A 21,162-nucleotide genomic window follows, 5' to 3' on the forward strand; every position below is an offset into this window, starting at 1 on the left:
GCGGGCCGACGTGCGCAAGTCCGAGGCGCGGGTGGAAAAGCTCAGCGAAATGCGCGAAAAGCTTGATGAAAAGCTCGCCGACCCTGACCTGTACGAGCCGGGCAAGGCTGCGGATATGGCGGTCTGGCAGAAAAAGCACGCTGAATGCATTGAGGCGCTGGAGCGGGCCGAAGGCCTGTGGATGGAGGCGCTGGAGAAACTGGAGCAGGCCGAGGCGCAATGATCGACACCGCATTTCTGATCACCTCTTTTGTGACGCTGTTTGTCATTGTCGACCCGATCGGGTTGACGCCGGTCTTCATCGCGCTGACCCAAGGGATGCCGTCTGCCCGCCGCCGCTCCATCGCGCTCAGGGCGACCATCACGGCGGCGGTGCTGCTGGCGGTATTTGCCGCCCTCGGCGAGGCCGTACTGGGCTTTATCGGCATCTCCATGCCCGCCTTCCGGGTTGCGGGCGGCGCGCTGCTGTTCCTGACCGCGCTCGACATGCTGTTCGAACGCCGCAACAAACGGCGCGAGGACCGCAGCGAGGAGGATGATTTCGACGACCCGTCCGTCTTCCCGCTGGCAATCCCTCTGATGGCCGGGCCGGGCTCCATTGCCACGGTGATCCTGCTGACCGGCCAGCAGCCCGGCTTCACCGGCTTTGCCATGGTCATGGGGGTGGTGATCGCGGTGCTGGCGATCCTCTTGGTGATGTGCCTGTTCTCCGGCTTGTTCGAGCGGATGCTCGGCAAAACCGGCATCACCGTGGTCACCCGTCTGCTGGGGATGCTGCTGGCGGCGCTGTCGGTACAGTTTGTGCTGGACGGGCTGCGCGCCTTTGGCTTTGCCGGCTAGCATACCGCCCTGGCACGCCTACATTCTGTTCAGGAGGTGCGCAAATGGGCGACTATGAGATCGGGCGGTTCATCTATCTGGCGATCCTGCTGGTGGCAGTGGGGTCCTGGGTCTTTGTTCAAAACCGCCAGAGCCTGGGTAAGACGCTGCAGATGTTCGCCGTCTGGGGCTTTATTTTCCTTGGTGTGATTGCGTCTTACGGGCTGTGGCAGGACATCCGCCAGACCGTGCGCCCGCAGCAGAACGTTGCGGTGGATGCGGGCCGGGTCGAGGTGCCGCGCGCACCGGACGGGCATTACTATCTGACCCTGGATGTCAACGGCACCCCCATTGAGTTTCTGGTCGATACCGGCGCCAGCCAGGTCGTGCTGAACGCAAGCGATGCCCGGCGCGCCGGCATTGATACTGAAAACCTCGCCTATCTCGGCCGCGCCCAGACCGCCAATGGCGAAGTGCGCACTGCCTCAGTCTGGATTGATGAAATGTCGCTGGGCGGCATTACCGATACCGGCGTGCGTGTCTGGGTCAACAAGGGGGTGCTGGAACAATCGCTGCTTGGCATGGGCTACCTGCAGCGCTGGTCCAGCATCGAGATCCGCAACGGTGCCCTGGTCCTGACACGGTAGCCTCTCCCGTCACCGCAGCGCCGCCAATCAGGTTATTGAGCCGGATCAAGGAATTCCAGCTGCTTTGCTCCTAAGCTGGATAGTAACTGAGACACCAGAAAGGAGTATGATATCCCCGTGACAGACGCAGAACTGGAACAACTGAGAGAAAGTTACAGCAAGCTGAGAGACGAGGCCGTCAGGGATCCCGCGTTCTTCTATGACGCGCTGTTCCGCCACGCGCCCGAGCTGCGGCAGCTATTCCGGGAGGATCTGGAAGGCCAGGGTATGAAGTTCATGACAACCCTGGGCGTCATTCTTGCCAAGCTTGGCGATGAATCCGCCGTCGACCCGCACTTTCAGGAACTCGGCAAACGACACGCTAGCCTGGGCGTCCGCATCTCCCACTTCGCCCCGATGGAGGAAGCACTGATCGACTCCCTGCGCAACGCGCTGGAAGACGATTTCACCCCGGAGCTCGAAACGCTGTGGCGCACGGCTTTTGAGGAGATTTCCGGCCGGATGATCCAGCGCGGCGGCATTCAGAACAGCTGACAGCCGCTTGCTTCACGTCTCGTGCCTCATCCTGAGCCGGGCTGCGGCGGCGAGATGAAGCCAACGATGGGGTAAACACGCCCGAACGCGCCCGGGTTGCTTTCCAGCCGCACCGCGGACCAGTCATTGGCCGCCGATACGTCGATAACTGCCATGCCCAGCGACACCTTGTTGCGGTGCCAATTGGCGTGGTTCACCTCGATCCGCCGGGGGTTTTCGACCTTGGACACCACCGCAACATGGCCCAGCGGATTGGAGCGGGTTGCCTGAAAGGCCATCACCGCACCAGGCTGCGGCTCTTTCCCGCGGCTGAACTGGCCCTTGGCCTGCGACCACCAGGTCTTGGCATTGCCGTAAATTTCGATGCCGCTGGCATTGCGGGCAAACGGCACGCACCACACGCGCTTGCCTTTGGACCGCAAGGATTGGACTTCCTGAACCGCAAAATCCAGACGCTGGATGTCGACCTCGGCCCGGCCGACAGAACCGCTCTGGGGGGCACCGCAATTTGCCAGCAACATTAGTACCGCCCCAACAACAGGCAGCAGCCGCGGCCGCAGAAACACACGCTTCAAAGTCATCTGTCCCCCCAGTGTCTGGATCTTTTGACCGGGAGGATTACTGCGCTGCCCGCGTTCACGCGAGCATTTCCTGCACAATTGAAATAATTCGGAAGAAAACTGGCAAAAACCCGCCGATTGCGCGCGCTGGGCGGGTTACTTCTCTGCCTTCTTCTCCCAGCGCCCGCTTTCCTCCGACCAGTACTGGGCGGAGCAGCCGGCGTCCGTCAGGCTCTTCCATTGGGTGCGGGCGTGCTGGACGGCCTCCGGGTCGGTGCCGTCGAACAGGATGCAGACCCGCTGCAAGGCCTGCACTTCCTCAGCGCTGACGGCGGCGCCATCCACCGCCATCACGCAATCGGGTGCATTGGCGGCCTCCGTCCCTGCCGTCAGCAGGACCGGCTGCAGTGCATCATGGGGGCCGCCCGCTAGGCCGTGGGCAGGAAAGCTCTCCTCCGGCCCCTGCCACAGACGGTCATCCAGCCAGGCCATGCGCTCAGGATCGCGCCCGCGCACCGCAATGCGCCAGCCCGCCCCGCGCGCCTTCTCCAGAAGGACCGGCAAGGTCTCTTCCAGCGGTCTGCGGGTCAGATGATAGAAATAGGCAGCCCCCATCAGTGTTTATTCCGCCTCGAATTTGTCCGCGACCAGACGGTTCAGCGCCATCACGCCCCAGCCGGTGGCGCCTTTGGGCGCATAAGAGGTGTCAGACTTCACCGAGGCCACGCCCGCGATGTCCAGATGGATCCAGGGCATGCCCTCCTTGATGAAACGCTGGAGGAATTGTGCCGCGGTGATCGAGCCCGCGGGCCGGCCGCCGACGTTCTTCATGTCGGCAATGCGCGATTTCAGCTGGTCGTCATAGGCCTTGCCCAAGGGCATCCGCCAGGCGCCCTCGTCTTCCGTGCCGGCGGCCTTAAGGAAGGCATTGCACAGGTCGTCGTCGTTGGAGAACACGCCGGCATTTTCATGCCCAAGACCAATGATAATCGCACCGGTCAGCGTCGCCAGATCAATCACACCCGCAGGCTTGAACTGCTCCTGCGCGTACCACAGCACATCGCACAGCACCAAACGGCCTTCGGCGTCAGTGTTGATGATCTCAACCGTGTCGCCCTTCATTGACTTCACCACATCGCCCGGGCGGATGGCGTTGCCCGATGGCATGTTCTCCACCAGCCCGACGAGACCGACCACATTGGCCTTGGCCTTGCGCAGCGCCAGCGCCTTCATGGTGCCGGTCACAACACCCGCGCCGCCCATGTCCATGGTCATCTCTTCCATGCCGGCCGCGGGTTTCAGGGAAATGCCGCCGGTGTCAAACACCACGCCCTTGCCGACCAGCGCCAGCGGCGCGGCATCGTCTGCGCCGCCCTTCCACTGCATCACCGCCACCTTGGAGGGGCTGTCGGAGCCTTGGCCGACGCTCAGCAGCGTGCGCATGCCCAGATTTTCCAGGTCCGCTTCTTCCAGGATCTCGACCTCCAGGCCGATCTCCTTCATCTCCTCGATGCGGCGGGCGAATTCGGTGGTGGTCAGAACATTGGCCGGCTCGTTGATCAAATCGCGGGTCATGTGAACGCCCTCGGCCACCGCCAGCAGCGGCGCGCAGGCGGCTTCCAATTCCGACGGTTCCTTGGCGGCGATCACCACCTCGCCCTCAGGCTTGTCGTCCTTAGGCGACTTGTGGTTGTCGAAGGCATAATCCCGCAGCGCAATCCCCTGGGTCAAGTCGGCGGCCTTGTTCATGCCTCCGGCCATCACGGTCAGACGCTTGCCCGCGGCGCGCTTGGCCAGATTGGCGCCTGCCTTGCGCGCCTCGACCGGCGTCAGCTTACGCGGCAGCACCAGCACGTCCAGCGCCTCCGCCTGCATCCCTGCAGGCCAGCTCACAGAAATCACGTCGCCGGTCTTGGCCTTCTTGAACCCCTCGGACTCGATCAGACGGGCAATGGCGCCTTTGCTCAGCCGGTTGGCGGCCCGCGCTGCCTGGTCCATGCTGCCCTCCGGCGTGACCATCACCGCGACGCGGCCGGTCATCTCTGCCAGCGCCTTGGGGTCATATTCGGCAAAACGGATCGGGGTAAGACTGCTCATTTTTTGCGAACTCCTGCTGGTATCACCTGTTTGTTGGCTCAAGAGGTATCCTGCGCAGCGCCGCTTGGCCAGACCCGCGCTCATCCGCAAACCGCCGCCTATCCCGCCCCCGTGCGAGAATGCAGTTTTCCCCGCCAATCAAATCCACTAAGGTCCGGCAAAATAACAATGGCAAGGTCTGGGGGGATCGGGTGTCACGCTACGACAGATATGTGCTGTCACAGTATCTGCTCTTCTTCGGCTTCTTTGCCCTGATTCTGGTGGCCGTGTTCTGGGTCAACCGGGCCGTGGTGCTGTTCGACACGCTCATCGGCAATGGCCAGTCGGCGCTGGTGTTTCTGGAATTCACCGCCCTTACGCTGCCGAACCTGATCCGCATGGTGCTGCCGATCGCCGCCTTCGGCGCCTCGGTCTGGGTGACCAACCGGCTGAACAGCGAAAGCGAGCTGACCGTGCTGCGCGCCACCGGCACCAGCCCCTGGCAGATGGCCCGCCCGGCGCTGGCCTTCGGCGTCATCACCGCGCTGATGATGTCGGCCCTGACCCATTACCTGCTGCCCGCCTCGATCAGCCAGCTGGAGGTGCGCGAAAGCGAAGTCTCCCGCAACATCACCGCCAAACTGCTGAGCGAGGGCGACTTCCTGCATCCGGTGGATGGCGTCACCTTCTACATCCGGCAGATCGACCCGGACGGCACCTTGAACGATGTCTTCCTGTCGGACCGCCGCGACCCAGAAATCACCGTCACCTATACGGGCGCCCGCGCCTTTCTGGTGCGCGACGAAGGCAGCGCGCATCTGATCATGGTGGAGGGCATGGCGCAGCGGCTGGACAACAACACCCAGCGGATGTCGACCACCTTCTTTTCGGATTTCTCTTACGATATCAGCACCCTGGCGCGCAAAGCTGAGAACCCGGCCCGCAATATCCGCGCCATCCCCAGCCTTGAGCTGATGACCAGCACCGCAGCGGTCACCCGCACCGATGGGTATTCCGCCGGGGCCCAAGCAGAAGAGCTGCATCTGCGCTTTGCCCGTGCGCTGGTGTGCGTTGCGGTGGCCCTGATCGGATTCTCGGCGCTGATGCTGGGCACCTTCTCCCGCTTCGGCGTCTGGCGGCAGGCCTTCCTGGCGTTTGTCGTGCTGATCTTCATCGAAGGCCTGCGCGGAGTCGTTTCCGAGCCGGTTCTGGAAAACCCCAGCCTGTGGCCGCTGATCTACCTGCCTACCCTGCTGGGGCTGTCCGTGGCTCTGGTCTTTCTGATCCTGTCCTCCCGGCCCAAACGCATCCGGCGGGAGGCCTCCGCATGAAGCTGGATCTCTATTACGCGCGCCGCTTCCTGCAATGGTTCCTGGTGATCTGCGCGGTTCTGATGACACTGGTGGTGCTGATAGACCTGAACGAACAGATCCGCCGCTTCGAAGGGGTCGGCCTGGGCCTGCCGCAGCTGATCGGCCTGAGCCTGCTAAACATTCCGGCAGCGCTCAGCGAGTTCCTGCCGCTGATCATGATCCTTACCACCATCGTGCTGTTTGTCGGGCTGGCCCGCAGCAGCGAGCTGGTGGTGACCCGGGCCATCGGCCGCTCCGGCATCCGGGCCCTGGCGGCACCGGTGCTGGTGGCGGCCGGGATCGGCACCCTGGCGGTCACCATGCTGAACCCGATCGCGGCAGCCACCGCCAACCGCTATCAGGATCTGGCCGAAACCTATCACAACGGCGGGCCTTCCGCCCTGTCGCTCAGCGGTGAAGGCCTGTGGCTGCGCCAGGGCGGCGCCCGCGGCCAATCGGTCATCCACGCCAAGGGCTACAGCGGCGATGCCGCCGACATCACCCTGCATGACGTTTCGATCCACGCCTATACCAACGCCGGGGGCCCCGTGCGCCGCATCATTGCGGAGAGCGCCCGGCTGGACGGCAGCAACTGGATCCTGACCAACGCCAAGTCCTGGCCGCTCGCGGCAGGCATCAACCCGGAAGCCGGCGCCGCAGCGCATGACGAGCTGCAGCTGCCGACGACCCTGACCACCGACCGCATCCGCGACACGCTGGGCACTGCCAGCGGCATTTCGATCTATGACCTGCCCGCCACCATCCGCGAGCTGTCCGCCGCAGGTTTTACCACCAAACGCTATGAGGTCCGCTATCAGGCGGAACTGGCCCGGCCGCTGTTCCTGATCGCTATGGTGCTGGTCGGTGCGTCCTTTACCATGCGGCATGCGCGCTTTGGCGGCACCGGCCTGGCGGTGCTGATGGCTGTGCTGCTGGGATTCGGGCTTTATTTCATCCGCAATTTCGCGCAAATCCTTGGCGAGAACGGGCAAATCCCGGTGGCGCTGGCCGCCTGGGCGCCGCCCGCTGCTGCAATATTGTTGACCTTGGGACTGCTTCTCCATGCCGAAGACGGGTAACCTGCGCCGGGCGCTGCTTCTTTCTGCCGTGCTGCCCTGGCTGGCGCTGTCAGCCCCTGCACTGCAGGCGCAGACCGCAGCGCCCCCCGACCCGGCGCAGCCCGCAATGCTGGTGGCCGATCAGGTCTTCATCACCCCGGACCGCACCTTGGTGGCCGAGGGCAACGTTGAGGCGTTCCAGGGCAATATCCGGCTGCGCGCCCGCAAGATAACCTTTGACCAAAGCAACGGCACCCTGCAGATCGAGGGTCCGATCCGTATCGACCAGAACGGCGATATCACCATTCTGGCCAACGCCGCCGAGATGGACCGCGACCTGCGCAATGGCCTGCTGACCGGCGCCCGAATGGTGTTTCAGCAGCAGCTTCAGCTGGCCTCGCTGCAAATGACCCGGGTCAGCGGCCGCTACACCCAGCTGTACAAAACCGCCGTCACCTCCTGCCACGTCTGCGACGACGGCCGCCCGCCGCTGTGGCAGATCCGGGCTGAGCGGGTGATCCACGACCAGCAGGAACGCCAGCTCTATTTCGAGAGCGCCCAGCTCAGGGTGCTGGATGTGCCGGTGTTCTACTTCCCCGCGATCCGTCTGCCGGATCCCTCGCTGGACCGCGCCAGCGGGTTCCTGGTGCCGTCGGTGCGCTCCACCTCGAACCTCGGCACCGGGATCAAGGTGCCGTATTTCTTCACCCTCGGCCCGCACCGCGACCTGACACTGGCCCCCTATATCTCCTCCAGCACCCAGACGCTGGACGTGCGCTACCGCCAGGCATTCCGCCGCGGCAGGATCGAGTTCAACGCCGCCTATACGCGCGACGACCTGTTCTCCGGGGAGGACCGCGGGTACATCTTTGGCGAAGGCCAGTTCGACCTCCCGCGCGACTTCCGCTTCACCTTCGACGTCAAGGCGGTCTCGGACGACGCCTATGTCGCGGACTACGGCCTGCCCGATCTGGACCGCCTGCGGTCCGAGGCGGTGCTGACCCGGTCCAAGCGCGACAGCCTGTTCCGCACCTCGTTCACCCATTACAAGACCCTGCGCGACAGCGAGGAACAAAGCGACATTCCCTCCGGCATCGCCGAGGCCTTCTATCAGACCCGCTATTTTCCGGCCCTCACCGGCGGCGAGCTGCGGCTGACACTGCAGGGCCACGGCCACCACCGCAGCTCCAGCATCGAAGGCACCGCCACCGACAGCAACGGCCGCGACCTGTCCCGGCTGACCGCTGACGTCGACTGGCGCCGCAGCTGGCGCCTGGGCTACGGCATCCTGGCGGAATGGGAAGTCGGCGCTGCCGCCGATGCCTTCCGCGCCTACGATGACGCTTTCTTTACCGAGGAAGTCACTCGGCTTACCCCACGCAGCGCGCTCACCCTGCGCCTGCCGATGATCCGCCGCGAAGCCGGCGGCGCCAGCCAGTACCTGGAGCCGATCCTGCAACTGGGCTGGCGAGACGAAGGCGGCGGCGACGTGGTCAGCGAGGAAAGCCGCTTTGTCGAGTTCGATCAGGGCAACCTGCTGTCGCTGTCGCGCTTCCCGGCAACCGACGCCCGCGAAGACGGGCTAACGCTGGTCTACGGCGCCAACTGGGCCGGCTATGCGCCCACTGGCTGGCAGGCCTACGCCACTGCGGGCCAGGTGCTGCGCAGCGACGGCGACGGCCGCTTCACCAAAAGCTCGGGCCTGGGCGGCACCACATCGGATATCCTGCTGGCGGGCCAGATCAAATACGGCGACAGCCTGGCGATCTCCACCCGCGGCCTGCTGAACGGTTCGCTCAACTTCTCCAAGGCAGAGTTCCGCGGCGAATGGCACACCAGCCGCTCCAGCCTTGCCGGCACATACCTGTGGCTGGGCACCGATCCGGATGAAGACCGGGACGAGGAAAGCTCGGAACTGTGGGTGGACGGACGCTATGACATCAACCCCAACTGGTCTGCCAGTGCCCGGCTGCGCTATGACATCGCCGGCGCCCAGGCCACCCGTGCGGGCCTTGGCGTGGCCTACAGCAACGAATGCGTGACGGTCGACGTTTCGGTCAACCGCCGCTATACCTCAACAACAAGTGTTGAGCCGACAACGGATTTCGGCTTTACCATCTCGCTGAGCGGATTTTCCGTAAAAAGCGGCAGCAAACAGTACAGGCGGTCATGCAGCAAGACGTGAATACCCGGTTCCCGGCACCTTTCCTTTCCCGTGCTCTCAAAACTGCGGCCGCGCTGGCGCTGGCGGCAGGGCTGGCCTGGAGCGGCCTGCCCGCGGGCGCGCAAAACCTCTTTGCCCCGGCAATCACCGTGAATGACCAGGTCATCACCCGCTACGAGCTGGAACAGCGCGCGCGCTTTCAGGCCGCGCTGCGGGTGCCGGGCGATCCGCTGGAGACGGCCCGCGAAGAGCTGATCAACGACCGGCTCAAGCTGCAGGTGTTGAAGCAGGCCGGAATTGAACTGACCGAAGAAGACATCACAGCGGGCATGGAAGAACTGGCCGGGCGCGCCAACCTCTCGCTCAACGACTTCCTCACCGCGCTGCAGCAGCAGGGCGTTGCACCGCAGACGCTGCGCGACTTCACCAAGGTCGGGCTGGGCTGGCGCGAATACACCCGCGCCCGTTTCCTGTCCCGCGCCCGCCCCACGCCGGAAGAGATCGACCGCGCCATGGGCACGGCGGGCAGCGGCAGCGTCCAGGTCCTGCTGAGCGAATTCATCGTGCCGGTCAATGACCAGAACGCCGCCCAGGTCGAGGAACTGGTGGAGCAGGTGGCCCAGCTCAAGGGCTATGACAGTTTCTCTGCCGCTGCCGCCCAGTATTCAGCGGCTGGCAGCCGCAGCGATGGCGGCCGCCTGCCCTGGATGCCGCTGACCAAGCTGCCGCCGCAGCTGCAGGAAGTTGTGCTGGCGCTGCAACCGGGCGAGATTTCTGAGCCGCTGCCGCTGCAGGGCGCCGTGGCGCTGTTCCAAATGCGCGGCCTGCGCGAGGTCGAGGGCGCCGCCCCGCGTTATACCGCCATCGAATATGCCACCTATTTCCTGCCCGGCGGACGCACGCCCGAAACCCTGGCCGCCGCGCAGCAGGTGGTGAACAGCGTCGACACCTGCGAAGATTTCTACGGCCTGGCACAGGGGCAGGATCCGTCGGTTCTGGCGGTCGAAAGCCTGCCGCCCTCTGAGATCCCCAGCGATATCGCTCTGGAACTGTCCAAGCTGGACCCGAATGAGACTTCCACCGCGCTGACCCGCAACAATGGCCAGACCCTTATGGTGCTGATGCTCTGCGGCCGCACCGCCGATCTGGGCGAAGGCGCCAGCCGCGAAACCGTAGCCAATGCGCTGGCGGCGCAGCGGATGACCTCCCTGGTTGACAGCTACCTGGAGCAGCTGCGCGCGGACGCTCGGATCGACATCAAATGAATCAGCCCGGGCCCATTGCACTCAGCTGCGGCGAGCCCGCAGGCATCGGCCCGGAAATCGCCGTCAAGGCCTGGGACGCCTTGCGCGGAACCTGCCCGTTTTTCTGGATCGGCGACCCGCGCCACCTGCCCGCCGGCACCCCGGTCAAGGAAATCGCCGCCCCGGCACAGGCCGCGGCAGCCTGCGCAGACCACTTCCCGGTGCTGCCCCTCGCCTTCGGCGGCAGCGCGTCCAAGGGCACGGCCGACCCGGCCAACGCCGCCGGTGTTATCCAGTCGATCGAAACCGCCGTGCGGCTGGTGCAGCAGGGTGAAGCCTCCGCCGTCTGCACTGCCCCCATTCACAAAAAGGCGCTGATCGACGGCGCGGGCTTTGCCTACCCCGGCCACACCGAATTTCTTGCCGCGCTCGCAGGCCGCGACCGCGTGGTGATGATGCTGGCCAGCACGCAGCTGCGGGTGGTGCCCGCCACCATCCACATCGCCCTGGCAGACGTGCCGCAGGTGCTGACCCCGGGCCTGCTGCGCGAAACCGTTGAGATCACCGCCGCCGGGCTGCGCGATCAATTCGGCATCGCGTCGCCCCGCATCGCCGTTGCGGGACTAAACCCGCACGCGGGCGAAGGCGGTGCCATGGGGTCTGAGGAACTTGACTGGATCAACGGCCTGATCGGCCAGATGCGGGTTGAGGGGCTGGACATCACCGGCCCGCACCCCGCCGACACGATGTTCCATGCCGCCGCCCGCGCCCGTTATGACGCGGCGGTGTGCATGTACCATGACCAGGCGCTGATTCCGATCAAGACGCTGGACTTCGACCGCGGTGTGAACGTGACCCTGGGCCTGCCGTTCATCCGCACCTCGCCAGACCACGGTACCGCCTTTGACATCGCGGGCACCGGCCAGGCCAACCCCTCCAGCCTGATCGAGGCCCTGAAGCTGGCGCAGCGCATGGCCGCCAGCACTTGATTCTTCTTCTGGCGGGAAATATCCCCGCCGGAGGCATGAAATTTCTGGCGCATGGCCCGCGCCATGTCCCAAGGTACAGATGACATGAGCGCCATCGACTCCCTCCCTCCTCTGCGCGAAGTGATCGCGACGCATCAGCTCTCCGCCCGCAAATCGCTGGGCCAGAACTTCCTGCTGGATCTGAACCTTACGGCCAAGATCGCCCGCCAGGCAGGCGATCTCACCGGCTGCGACGTGCTGGAAATCGGCCCCGGCCCCGGCGGTCTGACCCGCGGCCTGCTGGCCGAAGGCGCCCGCCGGGTGCTGGCGGTGGAAAAGGACACCCGCTGCCTGCCCGCTCTGCAGGAGATCGCCGACGCCTACCCGGGCCGCTTTGAGGTGATCAATGGCGACGCGCTGGAAATCGACCCGCTTGAACACCTCACGCCGCCGATCCGCATCGCGGCCAACCTGCCCTATAACGTCGGCACCGAACTCTTGGTGCGCTGGCTGACGCCCAAGGAATGGCCGCCGTTCTGGCAGAGCCTCACCCTGATGTTCCAGCGCGAGGTGGCCGAGCGCATCGTGGCGCAGCCCGGCTCCAAAGCCTATGGCCGCCTGGCGATCCTGGCCCAGTGGCGGGCCGATGCCCGCATCGTGCTGTCGCTGCCGCCCGGCGCCTTCACCCCGCCGCCCAAGGTCTCCAGCGCCGTGGTGCATCTGGACGCCTTGCCCGAGCCGCGCTTCCCCGCCGATGCCACGATCCTGTCCCGCGTAGTCGCCGCCGCCTTCAACCAGCGCCGCAAGATGCTGCGCGCCTCGCTCAAGGGGATTTCCCCTGACATCGAGGCGCATCTGAACGCCGCAGGCATCCCGCCCACGGAGCGCGCCGAACAGGTCAGCCTGGAAGCCTTCTGCGCGCTGGCCCGCGAACTGGCCAAGGCCTGAGCCTCCTTTCCCGATTTCTTTGCCGGAGCCTGATTTTCCGATGACCCGACCGGTTACCTCCCGCCCGACCCTGCTGTCCGTGAACGTCAACGCCGTTGCCTACCTGCGCAACCGGCGCGAGGTGCCCTGGCCCAATCTGATCGACATCGCCCGCGCCATCCTGCAGGCCGGCGCCCATGGCATCACCGTTCATCCCCGCCCGGATGAGCGCCACATCCGTTTCTCCGACCTGCCGGACCTCTCCCGCCTGATCGCCAATGAATTCCCGCAGGCGGAGTTCAACATCGAGGGCTACCCGACCCGCCACTTCATCGACCTGGTGCTCGAAAATAAGCCGCATCAGGTGACGCTGGTGCCCGACAGCCCTGAACAATCCACCTCCGACCACGGCTGGGACTTTGCGGCCGATGGCGAAATGCTTCTGCCCGTCGCCGAGGAGTTCAAGGCCGAAGGCATCCGGGTCTCCTATTTCGTGGACGCCAACCCCGCTGACCCGGCGCTGGCGCAGCAGGCGGGCGCTGACCGGATCGAATTCTACACTGGGCCTTACGCCAATCAGACCGCGCCTGACGCCACAGAACGGGAACTGGCCAGGATCGCGGCCACCGCAGACGCCGCCCGCCGGCTTGGCGCAGAGGGCGTCAGCACTGCGCTGATGATGAACGCGGGCCACGACCTGACCGTGGACAACCTGCCTGCCCTGCGCCAGGCCATTCCGGATCTGGCCGAAGTCTCCATCGGCCACGCCCTCACTGCCGATGCGCTGATGCTGGGTTTCCCGGAGGCGGTCCGCCGCTACCTGCAGGTGCTGGGCCACAAAGCTTAACCGCCCCGGCCCGGCGCTTGACGGCCCGCCCCGCGGCTGCCCTATGCTGGGTGCAACAGCCAGCCACCAGAGACAGGAGCGGCGAATGGAGTTTTTGCCGGAGAACCGCGGCCATACCTCTGAAATCATCAGCCTCTTCCGGGCGGTTTTCGCCGCCTCGGAGGGGGACGCCGAAGGCGATCTGATCGCGGGGCTGGTCCGCGATATCTTCGCCAAGACGCCGGATGAGGACTTTTTTGTTTATTCGGCCCGGGACGGCGGCGCGCTCGCCGGCTGCATCATCTTCTCACGGCTGCGCTACGATCAGGACAGCCGCACGGTGTTCATCCTGTCACCCGTTGCTGTCGCAACCGCGCGGCAAAAGCAGGGCATCGGGCAGGCGCTGATAAAATACGGGCTGAGCGGGATCCGCGAACAGGGCGCCGACACCGCCGTCACATACGGCGATCCGGCCTATTACGGCAAGGCTGGCTTTCGTCAGATAACCGAAGCGCAGGCCGCAGCCCCCGTGCCGCTGCGTTTTCCGGAGGGCTGGCTGGCGCAGCCGCTCAGCGGCGCAGAGCTTGCGCCCCTGCGCGGCCCGTCATCCTGCATCGAGGCCCTGAACAATCCGGACTACTGGTAGCACAAGCATCAAAACCGGGATTTCTCCCGCAACACCCTCTCAACAACAAAAGACCCCCGGCGCCATTGGCACCGGGGGTCTTTCGCTCATCTGTTTTAGCGCCGCTTATTCAGCTGCTTCCGCCGGACCGTCTTCGGTCTTTGGCTTCGGCTTCGCGCGCGAGCGGCTGGTCTTCTTTGGCGCGGGTTTGGCCTCCGCCTCGCCGCCGCCATCGCCGGCCGGTGCCCCATCTTCAGCCTTGGCTGCGGGCTTGCGTGCCCGCGGCTTGCGGGCCGGGGCCTTTTTCGGCGCGCCCTCGGCCGGAGCCTCTGCAGGGGCCGCCGACTGGCTTTCCGGTGTTTCCACCAGACCGCTGTCGGCTCCGTTGCCGTTGTCGCCGCGCGGGTCGATCACCTCAGGCTGCGGGCTGCCGGACGGTTCAGCCGCCGGAGCGGCTGCAGCGGCCTCACGCTCCTGCCGCTCAAGCCGCTCGGCCCGCTCGCGGTCGCGCTCGGCCTGGCGTTCGCGGTTCTGCCGCTCCTGCTCCTCACGGCGCGCCTCGATTTCGCGCTGAGCTTCGTTCAGCATGCGCAGATAATGCTCTGCGTGCTGCTGGAAATTCTCCGCGGCCACCCGGTCATTGCTCAGCTGCGCATCGCGCGCCAACTGATTGTATTTGTCGATGATCTGCTGCGGCGTTCCGCGCACCTTTCCTTCGGGACCGGAGCTGTCAAACACGCGGTTGACAACATTGGCGCCATTGGGACGGTTCCGGTTCGACTTGGAACGTGAACGTGATTTGGACGATCTCATATGCCTAACGTAAGCCTTGAGTTAATGCGCCGTAGACCCAATCATGCGCGCCTGAGCGCCGGATCATCAGCTTTTTTGGGCTTGAAGCCGCGGGAAGGCTTGCTGAGCTTTCTCCTCAAGCGGCTCCCTCTGAGTAACCATTTTACGTAGCCCCAGACAAGGGGCACAATGGTATTTTCTGTGTTTTTTCTTTCGAAATCGCGAATTTCCGCGTTAAATGCTGCTCTTTGCGCTGGAATGCGCCCGCACAACCCGGTCGCGGCCGTCCAGATCCTGCAGCACGGCAATGCCGTTCAGCCCGGCCGCTTCCAGCAGCGCGCTCACCGCAGCGCCTTGCGACGGCCCGATCTCCAGCAGCACCCGCCCGCCCGGCGCCAGGTGCGCACCCACCTGAGCTGCAATGCGCCGGTAGGCACCCAGACCGTCGCCGCCATCGGTCAGCGCAATGCCGGGCTCATGCCCGCGCACCTCCGCCGACAGGCCTTCCATCTCTTCCAGCGCGATATAAGGCGGGTTCGAGACGATCAGGTCGAACTGCCCCTCAACCCCCTCGAACCAGTCCGACTGCTGAATATCCGCGCGTGCCTGGACCCGGTGCAGCACCGCATTGGCACTGGCCTGCAGGCAAGCGGCCTCGCTGATATCCACCCCCAGCCCGGTCGCCTCCTGCCGTTCCGCAAGCAGCGTCACCAGGATGCAGCCGGAGCCGACGCCGAGGTCCAGAACCCGGCTGTAGGGCTCCGCCAGCGCCGCCTCGATCAGAATCTCGGTTTCGGGCCGCGGGTCCAGCACATCGCGCGAAACCTTGAAGCGGCGCCCGTAGAACTCCCGCTCTCCGATCAGATGCGACACCGGCACCCGCACCGCCCTCAGCGCAATCAGCTGCTCATAGCGCTCAGCCACTTCCGGGGCCAGTTCCTCGGGCGCAATCAGCGTCACCCGGCTGGCCTCAATCCGGGCCGCATGGGCCAGCAGAACCCGTGCATCCCGCGCCGGATCCTGCACTCCTGCCGCCCGCAGCCGCGCCGTCGCTGCCGCCATCGCCTGTGCCGCGGTCTCTGCCATGCTCACTGCCCCATCTCGGCCAGCAGCCGGGCCTGATTGTCCGCCGTCAGCGCGTCGATAATCTCGTCCAGATCGCCGCCCATCACCTGATCCAGCTTGTACAGCGTCAGGTTGATGCGGTGATCCGTCATCCTTCCCTGCGGAAAGTTGTAGGTGCGGATGCGTTCCGAGCGGTCGCCGGACCCGACCTGGCTCGCCCGGTCGGCTGAGCGCTCGCTGTCGATCCGCTGCCGCTCCAGGTCATACAGCCGCGTCTTCAGCACCTGCATGGCAATCTCCCGGTTGCGGTGCTGGGACTTTTCCGAGCTTGTCACGACAATCCCGCTTGGCAAATGGGTGATCCGCACCGCCGAGTCGGTTGTGTTCACATGCTGACCGCCTGCACCCGAGGCCCGCATCGTGTCGATACGGATGTCATTGGCGTCGATATGGATATCCACGCCCTCCGCCTCCGGCAGCACCGCTACGGTGGCCGCCGAGGTATGGATGCGCCCGCCGCTCTCGGTCGCTGGCACCCGCTGCACCCGGTGCACGCCCGATTCATACTTCAGACGGGCAAAGACATTCTCGCCCTTGATGTGGGCTACCACTTCCTTGATGCCGCCCAGCTCGGTGGCCTGCTCCTCGATGATGTCAAACTTCCAGCCATGCCCCTCGGCATAGCGCTGGTACATCCGCAAGAGGTCGCCGGCGAACAAGGCCGCCTCATCGCCGCCTGTCCCAGGGCGGATCTCCAGCATCGCCGGGCGGCTGTCCGCCGCGTCCTTGGGCAGCAAGGCGAGCTGCAGCGCATGCTCGGCTTCCGGGATCGCCGCCTTCAGCGCCGGGATCTCCTCCTCCGCCAGATCCTTCATATCCGGATCCGCCAGCATCAGCTCGGCCTCCTCCAAGTCGCTCAGCAGCTTCCGGTAGGCCGTCACCTGCTCCGCCACCGGGCGCAGGTCGGAATACTCCTTGGCCAGGGCCGCAATATCCCCGCCCCCGGCACCATCCGCCATTGCGGCTTCAAGATACTGAAACCGCTGCAGGATCTGTTCCAGCCGCTCTTCGGGAACCATGGGCGCGCCTATTGTTGTTCATGTTTTGGCCAAGTGACCCCCATGTGATATGCTAGAGCCATGCGACATGCCAGAGTCCTTATTGCCACAATCCTCCTCACTCTGCCCGGCATTGCACTGGCGGATGTGAAGGGGCCCGGCGGCAAAACCATCGACTGCTACTGCACCGACAAGTCCGGCGCCCGGGTCGAGCTTGGCGAGCTGCGCTGCCTGCAGGTGGACGGGCGCATGTTCATGGCGCAATGCCAGATGTCCCTGAACGTGCCGATGTGGCGCGAGGTGCAAAGCAGCTGCCTGTCGGCGTCTCTGGCTCCGCTGCCTGAGACGTCAGCCGCACCATTGGAGCTGCCGCAGCTCTGATTCAGGGCGCCCCGGCTGCATCGCAGTCTCTGCGGCGGAAACACGAGTCTGGCGGACGCCCCTTTGCTGGACAGAGCCTTTCTGCCCGGTGATCCTGCAAGAGTTTCAACAAGTATCGCAGGACAATTCGCTGCAAACTCCGCGCCGGGTCAAGGGTGGCGCAGCCACCGCGCGCCAGCGCGGCTTGCCCTTGACGCGGCAAGACGAAACACAATCGGAATGGCGCCTTCAGGGGCAGCCAAGCCCTTGAAGCGCTTCTCAGCAAAAGCTAAAGGCCCTGTCGCCAAAGGCGGCAGGGCCCGCGCCGCGCCCAGCGCAGCACCCCGCCCAACTGTGAGGGGCTTGTTCCAAAAGCCCGCGAACAAGCGGGAGCATGCCCGCCTGGTTACTCGCTGGCCGAGGCCTCTTGCGGCGCCCCTTCCATCTCTGCCAGCCAGCCGTTGATCCGCTCCTTGTTGGCGCCCAGGTCGGACCGGCCGAAGCGCAGCCGGGCATAGACCTTCAGCAGATCGCCGTCCTGCGCCGCGGTGGTGTAATCGGGAAAGCCCAGCACCTGGGTGCGGGTGATATAGGTCACCATCCCGTCGTCCGGCCCGCCCGCCAGCACGCTGGTGCGCGGCGCATGGCTGGCGATGCGGTGGAACCGCTCCAGCCCGCCGGGCCCGGTGCGCACCACCCGGAACACGCCGCCGCGGAACTCCTTGTCCTCGGTGAACTCCGGCTGGGTGTTCCAGTCCAGCGGATCGCTGGGTGCCAGCCGGATGAACCCCAGCCCGGCAACCACGGCGGCCAGCACCAGCCAGCCAAACAGCATCAGCCGCTTCATTGCGGTTTCAAGGTCAAGCCTTGCCTCCTCCCTGCGCGGCCCTCCCCCGGCCTGTCGCGTGAGGCCGGACCGCTTATTTTGTCGCCACGCCCGGCAGCACGCACAACAGCTCATAGAGCAGGTTTGCGCCCACCAAAGCGGTGTTGCCCGAGGGATCATAGGGCGGCGACACCTCCACCAGGTCGCAGCCGACGATATTGACCCCCTTCAGCGCCCGGATCAGCTCCAGCGCCTGCGGCGTTGTCAGGCCGCCGATTTCCGGCGTGCCGGTGCCCGGCGCATAGGCCGGGTCAAGGCTATCAATATCATAGCTCACATAGACCGGCCTATTGCCGATATCGCGGCGAATTTCCGCACCCATCTGGTGCAGCTGCCGCCCCCACAGTTCCTGTGCCGGGAAATGCTGGAACCCCCAGCTTTGCGCCTCGGCGAAATCGGTGGCGGCATATCCGGTGCCGCGCAGGCCGATCTGATAGGTCTTGTCGGGGACGATCAGCCCTTCCTCATAAGCGCGGCGGAACACGGTGCCATGGGTTTCCCGCTCGCCGAACATGTCATCATTCACATCCGCATGAGCATCCACATGCACCAGCGCCACGGGGCCGTATTTCTTGGCAATGGCGCGCAGAATCGGCAGCGTGATCGAATGATCGCCCCCCATCGCCATGGGGATCACCCCGCCTGACAGAATCGCCTCATAGCTCTCCTGGATGATCCTGAGCGAATCCGGCAGCGAAAACGTGTTGATCGCCAGATCGCCGATATCGGCAATGTTCAGGCTGTCGAACGGCGCCGCGCCGGTGGCCATGTTATAGGGCCGCAGCATCGCGCTTTCGGCGCGGATCTGCTTGGGGCCGAACCGGGTTCCGGACCGCCAGGACGTGCCGATATCCATCGGAACCCCCAGCACCGCAACATCCAAGCCGTCCAGCGAGGTTGCCTGCGGCAGCCGCATATAGGTGTTCGGTCCCGAGAACCGGGCCAGGTCGTTACCGCTGATCGGTTGATTGAAGTCAGTCATTGTCTCTCATGTTCCAGCCCAGAAGGCAGATGATTTCCGTCGCCACATGCGCCCCGGCAATAGCAGTTGCGCCGGTTGTGTCAAAGGGGGGAGAGACCTCCACCACGTCACCGCCCTTGATATTGATGCCGGCAATCTCCCGCAGGATCCGCGCGGTCTGCGCGGAACTCAGCCCGCCCCAGACCGGTGTGCCGGTGCCGGGGGCATAGGCCGGGTCCAGGCAGTCGATGTCAAAAGTCAGATAGGTTGGCCGGTTCCCCAGGATGTCCTTGATCCGCCGCGCGGTCTCGACGGGTCCGATCTCATGCACGGTGGGGGCGTCTATGATGTTGATCCCCAGCGTGTCGTCGTTGGTGGTGCGGATCCCCACCTGAACCGAAGTCTCGGGGTCCACGATCCCGGTTTTCACGGCCTTGTAGAACATGGTGCCATGATCCACCCGGTCCATGTTGTCATCCGGCCAGGTGTCCGTATGCGCGTCAAACTGCAGCAGAGAGATTGGCCCGTACTTCTCGGCATAGGCCTTGAGGATCGGAAAGCTGATATAATGATCGCCACCCAAAACGACCGAGGCCGTATCCGCCGCAAGGATCCCGCGGATATGCTCTGTCAGCGCCGCCGGGAACTCCGGCACATTGGCGTGGTCAAAGGCCAGATCGCCGTAATCCGCAATCGCCAGCGTGCTCAGCGGTTTATGCGGCCAGCCATAAGGCTCATCCGGGCTTTGCAGGGCAGAGGCCTCACGGATCGCCCGCGGTCCCAGCCGGGTACCGGGGCGGTTGGTCACCGCCTGGTCAAAGGGCACACCGGTCACGGCAATATCCACGCCGGTCAGATCCTTGGTGTATTTGCGGCGCAGAAAGGATGTCGCCCCGCCAAAGGTGATCTCGAAACTCAACCCCTTCAGATCCTCGCGGGTGAAGGCGTGGTCGATCATGTGCTTTGCGTCTTCCAGTGCCATGGCGGTGCGTCCCTGTTGTGCGGTTTCAGATTTTGATCAAATACCGGCTTTGCAGGTCTCTGTCATCTGCCGGGGATTTACCCGCTGACCGGCAGCGCCCGCTCCACCAGCCGGGCAAAGAAGGACGCCCCCACTGGCGCGATGTCATCGTTGAAGTCATATTTCGGATGATGCAGCCCGGCAGAGTCCCCTTGGCCCAGGAACAGGTAGGATCCGGGCCGCGCCTGCAGCATATAGGCGAAATCCTCCGCCCCCATCTCTCGCCCGCCGTCCGGCTCGACATTGGCCTCGCCCGAGATTTCCTTGGCCACATCCACGGCAAAGGCGGTTTTTTCCGTGTCGTTGAACGTGGCCGGATAGCCGATTTCATAATCCAGCTCCGCCTCGACGCCATAGCTGGCCGCCTGCCCCGCGACGATCTCCTTCATCCGACGCATCACCATCTGCTGCACCCCCGGCTTGAAGGTGCGCACGGTCCCGTTGATATAGGCGGTGTCGGGGATCACGTTGTCAGTGCTGCCGGTGTGGATCTGCGTGACAGAGACCACCAGATCCTCCAGCGTGTGATGGTTGCGCGAGACAATCGTCTGGATCGCCTGGGCAATACCGCAGGCCGCCATCACCGGATCGCGGGTTTCTTGCGGCATGGCGCCGTGGCCGCCAAGCCCCTGGATATGGATGTGGAACGTGTCCACTGCCGCCATCAGCGCGCCCGGCGTGGTCAGGAAGTGCCCCACAGGCAGGCCCGGCGCATTGTGCAGCGCATAAACCTCGCCGATTTCAAAACGCTCCATGATGCCTTCCTCGACCATGATGCGCGCTCCGCCAATCGCCTCCTCCGCGGGCTGGAAGATCAGTGCCACCCGGCCCTTGAAGTTGCGCGTCTCTGCCAGGTATTTCGCTGCGCCCAGCAGCATCGCGGTATGCCCGTCATGGCCGCAGGCGTGCATGTTGCCTTCATGGCCCGAGACATACTCCACTCCGGTCTCCTCCGGGATCGGCAACGCGTCCATATCCGCCCGCAACCCGACGGTCGGCCCCTCGCCTTGCCCGTTGATGATCGCCACCATCCCGGTTTGCGCGATGCCTTCGTGCAGCTCATCCACGCCGAACTCCCGCAGCCGCTCCGCCACAAAGGCGGCGGTCTTGGGCAGGTACAGCGCCAGCTCCGGGATCTGGTGCAGATGCCGCCGCCAGGCCTTCATCTCCTCGGCGTAATCGGCGATACGGTTCACAACGGGCATCGGGGTGGACTCCT

General features: G+C 64.8%; 22 protein-coding genes and 2 pseudogenes. 13 read left to right on the forward strand and 11 right to left on the reverse strand.

Going from position 1 to position 21,162, the window contains the following annotated elements; genetic code table 11:
* The 4 genes and pseudogenes from ACTRWG_RS18395 to ACTRWG_RS18410 form a co-directional block, all read left to right on the forward strand.
* Positions 1-223, forward strand: a pseudogene (locus ACTRWG_RS18395) (ABC transporter ATP-binding protein); the annotation flags it as partial.
* Entirely contained in the window at positions 220-840 is a 621-nt protein-coding gene (locus ACTRWG_RS18400; protein WP_027237355.1) for a MarC family protein, read from the forward strand. The pseudogene ACTRWG_RS18395 and the gene ACTRWG_RS18400, both read left to right, overlap by 4 nt.
* Before the next feature lie 44 nt (positions 841-884).
* Positions 885-1,466 carry a retropepsin-like aspartic protease family protein gene (locus ACTRWG_RS18405; protein WP_027237354.1) on the forward strand — a complete coding sequence of 194 codons (582 nt, stop codon included), beginning with the start codon at positions 885-887 and terminating at the stop codon, positions 1,464-1,466.
* 117 nt (positions 1,467-1,583) lie between these two features.
* The gene (locus ACTRWG_RS18410) at positions 1,584-2,000 is read left to right on the forward strand and encodes a globin domain-containing protein (RefSeq protein ID WP_027237353.1); all 417 of its coding nucleotides are present in this window, start codon (positions 1,584-1,586) and stop codon (positions 1,998-2,000) included.
* A 26-nt stretch (positions 2,001-2,026) separates the two neighbouring features.
* On the opposite strand, the gene ACTRWG_RS18415 is transcribed toward ACTRWG_RS18410, so the two are convergent.
* The 3 genes from ACTRWG_RS18415 to ACTRWG_RS18425 all read right to left on the reverse strand — a co-directional run bounded on the left by ACTRWG_RS18415 (position 2,027) and on the right by ACTRWG_RS18425 (position 4,657).
* Positions 2,027-2,581, reverse strand: coding sequence for a CHAP domain-containing protein (locus tag ACTRWG_RS18415; protein ID WP_027237352.1), 555 nt, complete (start codon positions 2,579-2,581; stop codon positions 2,027-2,029).
* 135 nt (positions 2,582-2,716) lie between these two features.
* Positions 2,717-3,175 carry a DNA polymerase III subunit chi gene (locus ACTRWG_RS18420; RefSeq protein ID WP_027237351.1) on the reverse strand — a complete coding sequence of 153 codons (459 nt, stop codon included), beginning with the start codon at positions 3,173-3,175 and terminating at the stop codon, positions 2,717-2,719.
* Between the two features lie 6 nt (positions 3,176-3,181).
* Positions 3,182-4,657 carry a leucyl aminopeptidase gene (locus ACTRWG_RS18425; protein WP_027237350.1) on the reverse strand — a complete coding sequence of 492 codons (1,476 nt, stop codon included), beginning with the start codon at positions 4,655-4,657 and terminating at the stop codon, positions 3,182-3,184.
* A gap of 191 nt (positions 4,658-4,848) precedes the next feature.
* Between ACTRWG_RS18425 and lptF the strand changes: the two genes are divergently transcribed.
* From lptF to pdxA, 5 genes are read left to right on the forward strand one after another with little or no spacing between them, the layout of a single operon-like run.
* A complete protein-coding gene (lptF, locus tag ACTRWG_RS18430; RefSeq protein WP_027237349.1) occupies positions 4,849-5,967 on the forward strand; it encodes an LPS export ABC transporter permease LptF in 1,119 nt (372 codons plus the stop codon).
* Complete coding sequence (gene lptG / locus ACTRWG_RS18435) at positions 5,964-7,067, forward strand: LPS export ABC transporter permease LptG (protein WP_027237348.1); 1,104 nt, start codon at positions 5,964-5,966, stop codon at positions 7,065-7,067. The genes lptF and lptG overlap by 4 nt, the downstream gene beginning before the upstream one ends.
* Positions 7,051-9,231, forward strand: a complete 2,181-nt coding sequence (locus ACTRWG_RS18440; protein ID WP_462829763.1) for an LPS-assembly protein LptD — start codon at positions 7,051-7,053, stop codon at positions 9,229-9,231. The genes lptG and ACTRWG_RS18440 overlap by 17 nt, the downstream gene beginning before the upstream one ends.
* Positions 9,216-10,475, forward strand: coding sequence for a peptidylprolyl isomerase (locus ACTRWG_RS18445; RefSeq protein ID WP_027237346.1), 1,260 nt, complete (start codon positions 9,216-9,218; stop codon positions 10,473-10,475). The genes ACTRWG_RS18440 and ACTRWG_RS18445 overlap by 16 nt, the downstream gene beginning before the upstream one ends.
* Positions 10,472-11,443, forward strand: a complete 972-nt coding sequence (pdxA, locus tag ACTRWG_RS18450) for a 4-hydroxythreonine-4-phosphate dehydrogenase PdxA (RefSeq protein WP_027237345.1) — start codon at positions 10,472-10,474, stop codon at positions 11,441-11,443. The genes ACTRWG_RS18445 and pdxA overlap by 4 nt, the downstream gene beginning before the upstream one ends.
* Here pdxA and ACTRWG_RS18455 read toward each other — a convergent pair.
* Positions 11,407-11,538, reverse strand: a pseudogene (locus ACTRWG_RS18455) (hypothetical protein); the annotation flags it as partial. The gene pdxA and the pseudogene ACTRWG_RS18455 overlap by 37 nt on opposite strands.
* Here ACTRWG_RS18455 and rsmA point away from each other — a divergent pair.
* The 3 genes from rsmA (at position 11,528) to ACTRWG_RS18470 (ending at position 13,821) form a co-directional block, all read left to right on the forward strand.
* Positions 11,528-12,370: a 16S rRNA (adenine(1518)-N(6)/adenine(1519)-N(6))-dimethyltransferase RsmA gene (gene rsmA / locus ACTRWG_RS18460; protein WP_027237344.1), complete on the forward strand. Its 843-nt coding sequence runs from the start codon at positions 11,528-11,530 to the stop codon at positions 12,368-12,370. The pseudogene ACTRWG_RS18455 and the gene rsmA sit on opposite strands and share 11 nt — an antisense overlap.
* Positions 12,371-12,410: 40 nt before the next feature.
* On the forward strand, positions 12,411-13,196 hold the full coding sequence (locus ACTRWG_RS18465) for a pyridoxine 5'-phosphate synthase (protein WP_027237343.1): 786 nt from the start codon (positions 12,411-12,413) through the stop codon (positions 13,194-13,196).
* Between the two features lie 85 nt (positions 13,197-13,281).
* Positions 13,282-13,821: a GNAT family N-acetyltransferase gene (locus ACTRWG_RS18470; protein ID WP_027237342.1), complete on the forward strand. Its 540-nt coding sequence runs from the start codon at positions 13,282-13,284 to the stop codon at positions 13,819-13,821.
* 105 nt (positions 13,822-13,926) lie between these two features.
* On the opposite strand, the gene ACTRWG_RS18475 is transcribed toward ACTRWG_RS18470, so the two are convergent.
* The 3 genes from ACTRWG_RS18475 to prfA form a co-directional block, all read right to left on the reverse strand.
* The gene (locus tag ACTRWG_RS18475; protein ID WP_027237341.1) at positions 13,927-14,613 is read right to left on the reverse strand and encodes a DUF4167 domain-containing protein; all 687 of its coding nucleotides are present in this window, start codon (positions 14,611-14,613) and stop codon (positions 13,927-13,929) included.
* Between the two features lie 213 nt (positions 14,614-14,826).
* Positions 14,827-15,678: a peptide chain release factor N(5)-glutamine methyltransferase gene (prmC, locus tag ACTRWG_RS18480; protein WP_209320214.1), complete on the reverse strand. Its 852-nt coding sequence runs from the start codon at positions 15,676-15,678 to the stop codon at positions 14,827-14,829.
* 2 nt (positions 15,679-15,680) lie between these two features.
* Positions 15,681-16,736 (reverse strand): peptide chain release factor 1, encoded by a 1,056-nt coding sequence (prfA, locus tag ACTRWG_RS18485; RefSeq protein WP_462829764.1) that lies wholly within the window; start codon positions 16,734-16,736, stop codon positions 15,681-15,683.
* Between the two features lie 60 nt (positions 16,737-16,796).
* Between prfA and ACTRWG_RS18490 the strand changes: the two genes are divergently transcribed.
* Complete coding sequence (locus ACTRWG_RS18490; RefSeq protein WP_259956640.1) at positions 16,797-17,096, forward strand: hypothetical protein; 300 nt, start codon at positions 16,797-16,799, stop codon at positions 17,094-17,096.
* A gap of 385 nt (positions 17,097-17,481) precedes the next feature.
* Here ACTRWG_RS18490 and ACTRWG_RS18495 read toward each other — a convergent pair whose 3' ends face one another.
* From ACTRWG_RS18495 to ACTRWG_RS18510, 4 genes are all read right to left on the reverse strand, one after another.
* The gene (locus ACTRWG_RS18495; protein WP_027237336.1) at positions 17,482-17,922 is read right to left on the reverse strand and encodes a DUF1499 domain-containing protein; all 441 of its coding nucleotides are present in this window, start codon (positions 17,920-17,922) and stop codon (positions 17,482-17,484) included.
* A gap of 73 nt (positions 17,923-17,995) precedes the next feature.
* On the reverse strand, positions 17,996-18,943 hold the full coding sequence (speB, locus tag ACTRWG_RS18500; RefSeq protein ID WP_027237335.1) for an agmatinase: 948 nt from the start codon (positions 18,941-18,943) through the stop codon (positions 17,996-17,998).
* Positions 18,936-19,904 carry an agmatinase gene (gene speB / locus ACTRWG_RS18505; protein WP_462829765.1) on the reverse strand — a complete coding sequence of 323 codons (969 nt, stop codon included), beginning with the start codon at positions 19,902-19,904 and terminating at the stop codon, positions 18,936-18,938. Before speB (ACTRWG_RS18505) ends, speB (ACTRWG_RS18500) begins: the two co-directional genes overlap by 8 nt.
* Positions 19,905-19,981: 77 nt before the next feature.
* Positions 19,982-21,148, reverse strand: a complete 1,167-nt coding sequence (locus ACTRWG_RS18510; protein ID WP_027237333.1) for a M20 aminoacylase family protein — start codon at positions 21,146-21,148, stop codon at positions 19,982-19,984.
* Positions 21,149-21,162: the final 14 nt, after the last annotated feature.

This window comes from Leisingera sp. G5_S3_59_S7 (genome assembly GCF_054968485.1).

Excerpts from the sequence above, each read along its gene's own strand:
- ACTRWG_RS18400 (WP_027237355.1), top strand. The coding sequence starts at position 220 with ATGATCGACACCGCATTTCTGATCACCTCTTTTGTGACGCTGTTTGTC.
- ACTRWG_RS18470 (WP_027237342.1), top strand. The coding sequence starts at position 13,282 with ATGGAGTTTTTGCCGGAGAACCGCGGCCATACCTCTGAAATCATCAGC.
- ACTRWG_RS18495 (WP_027237336.1), bottom strand. The coding sequence starts at position 17,922 with ATGAAGCGGCTGATGCTGTTTGGCTGGCTGGTGCTGGCCGCCGTGGTT.
- lptG (WP_027237348.1), top strand. The coding sequence starts at position 5,964 with ATGAAGCTGGATCTCTATTACGCGCGCCGCTTCCTGCAATGGTTCCTG.
- ACTRWG_RS18510 (WP_027237333.1), bottom strand. The coding sequence starts at position 21,148 with ATGCCCGTTGTGAACCGTATCGCCGATTACGCCGAGGAGATGAAGGCC.
- ACTRWG_RS18475 (WP_027237341.1), bottom strand. The coding sequence starts at position 14,613 with ATGAGATCGTCCAAATCACGTTCACGTTCCAAGTCGAACCGGAACCGT.
- prmC (WP_209320214.1), bottom strand. The coding sequence starts at position 15,678 with ATGGCAGAGACCGCGGCACAGGCGATGGCGGCAGCGACGGCGCGGCTG.
- pdxA (WP_027237345.1), top strand. The coding sequence starts at position 10,472 with ATGAATCAGCCCGGGCCCATTGCACTCAGCTGCGGCGAGCCCGCAGGC.
- speB (WP_462829765.1), bottom strand. The coding sequence starts at position 19,904 with ATGGCACTGGAAGACGCAAAGCACATGATCGACCACGCCTTCACCCGC.
- ACTRWG_RS18440 (WP_462829763.1), top strand. The coding sequence starts at position 7,051 with ATGCCGAAGACGGGTAACCTGCGCCGGGCGCTGCTTCTTTCTGCCGTG.
- speB (WP_027237335.1), bottom strand. The coding sequence starts at position 18,943 with ATGACTGACTTCAATCAACCGATCAGCGGTAACGACCTGGCCCGGTTC.
- ACTRWG_RS18425 (WP_027237350.1), bottom strand. The coding sequence starts at position 4,657 with ATGAGCAGTCTTACCCCGATCCGTTTTGCCGAATATGACCCCAAGGCG.
- ACTRWG_RS18420 (WP_027237351.1), bottom strand. The coding sequence starts at position 3,175 with ATGGGGGCTGCCTATTTCTATCATCTGACCCGCAGACCGCTGGAAGAG.
- ACTRWG_RS18445 (WP_027237346.1), top strand. The coding sequence starts at position 9,216 with ATGCAGCAAGACGTGAATACCCGGTTCCCGGCACCTTTCCTTTCCCGT.
- prfA (WP_462829764.1), bottom strand. The coding sequence starts at position 16,736 with ATGGTTCCCGAAGAGCGGCTGGAACAGATCCTGCAGCGGTTTCAGTAT.
- ACTRWG_RS18415 (WP_027237352.1), bottom strand. The coding sequence starts at position 2,581 with ATGACTTTGAAGCGTGTGTTTCTGCGGCCGCGGCTGCTGCCTGTTGTT.
- rsmA (WP_027237344.1), top strand. The coding sequence starts at position 11,528 with ATGAGCGCCATCGACTCCCTCCCTCCTCTGCGCGAAGTGATCGCGACG.
- ACTRWG_RS18405 (WP_027237354.1), top strand. The coding sequence starts at position 885 with ATGGGCGACTATGAGATCGGGCGGTTCATCTATCTGGCGATCCTGCTG.
- ACTRWG_RS18490 (WP_259956640.1), top strand. The coding sequence starts at position 16,797 with ATGCGACATGCCAGAGTCCTTATTGCCACAATCCTCCTCACTCTGCCC.
- ACTRWG_RS18465 (WP_027237343.1), top strand. The coding sequence starts at position 12,411 with ATGACCCGACCGGTTACCTCCCGCCCGACCCTGCTGTCCGTGAACGTC.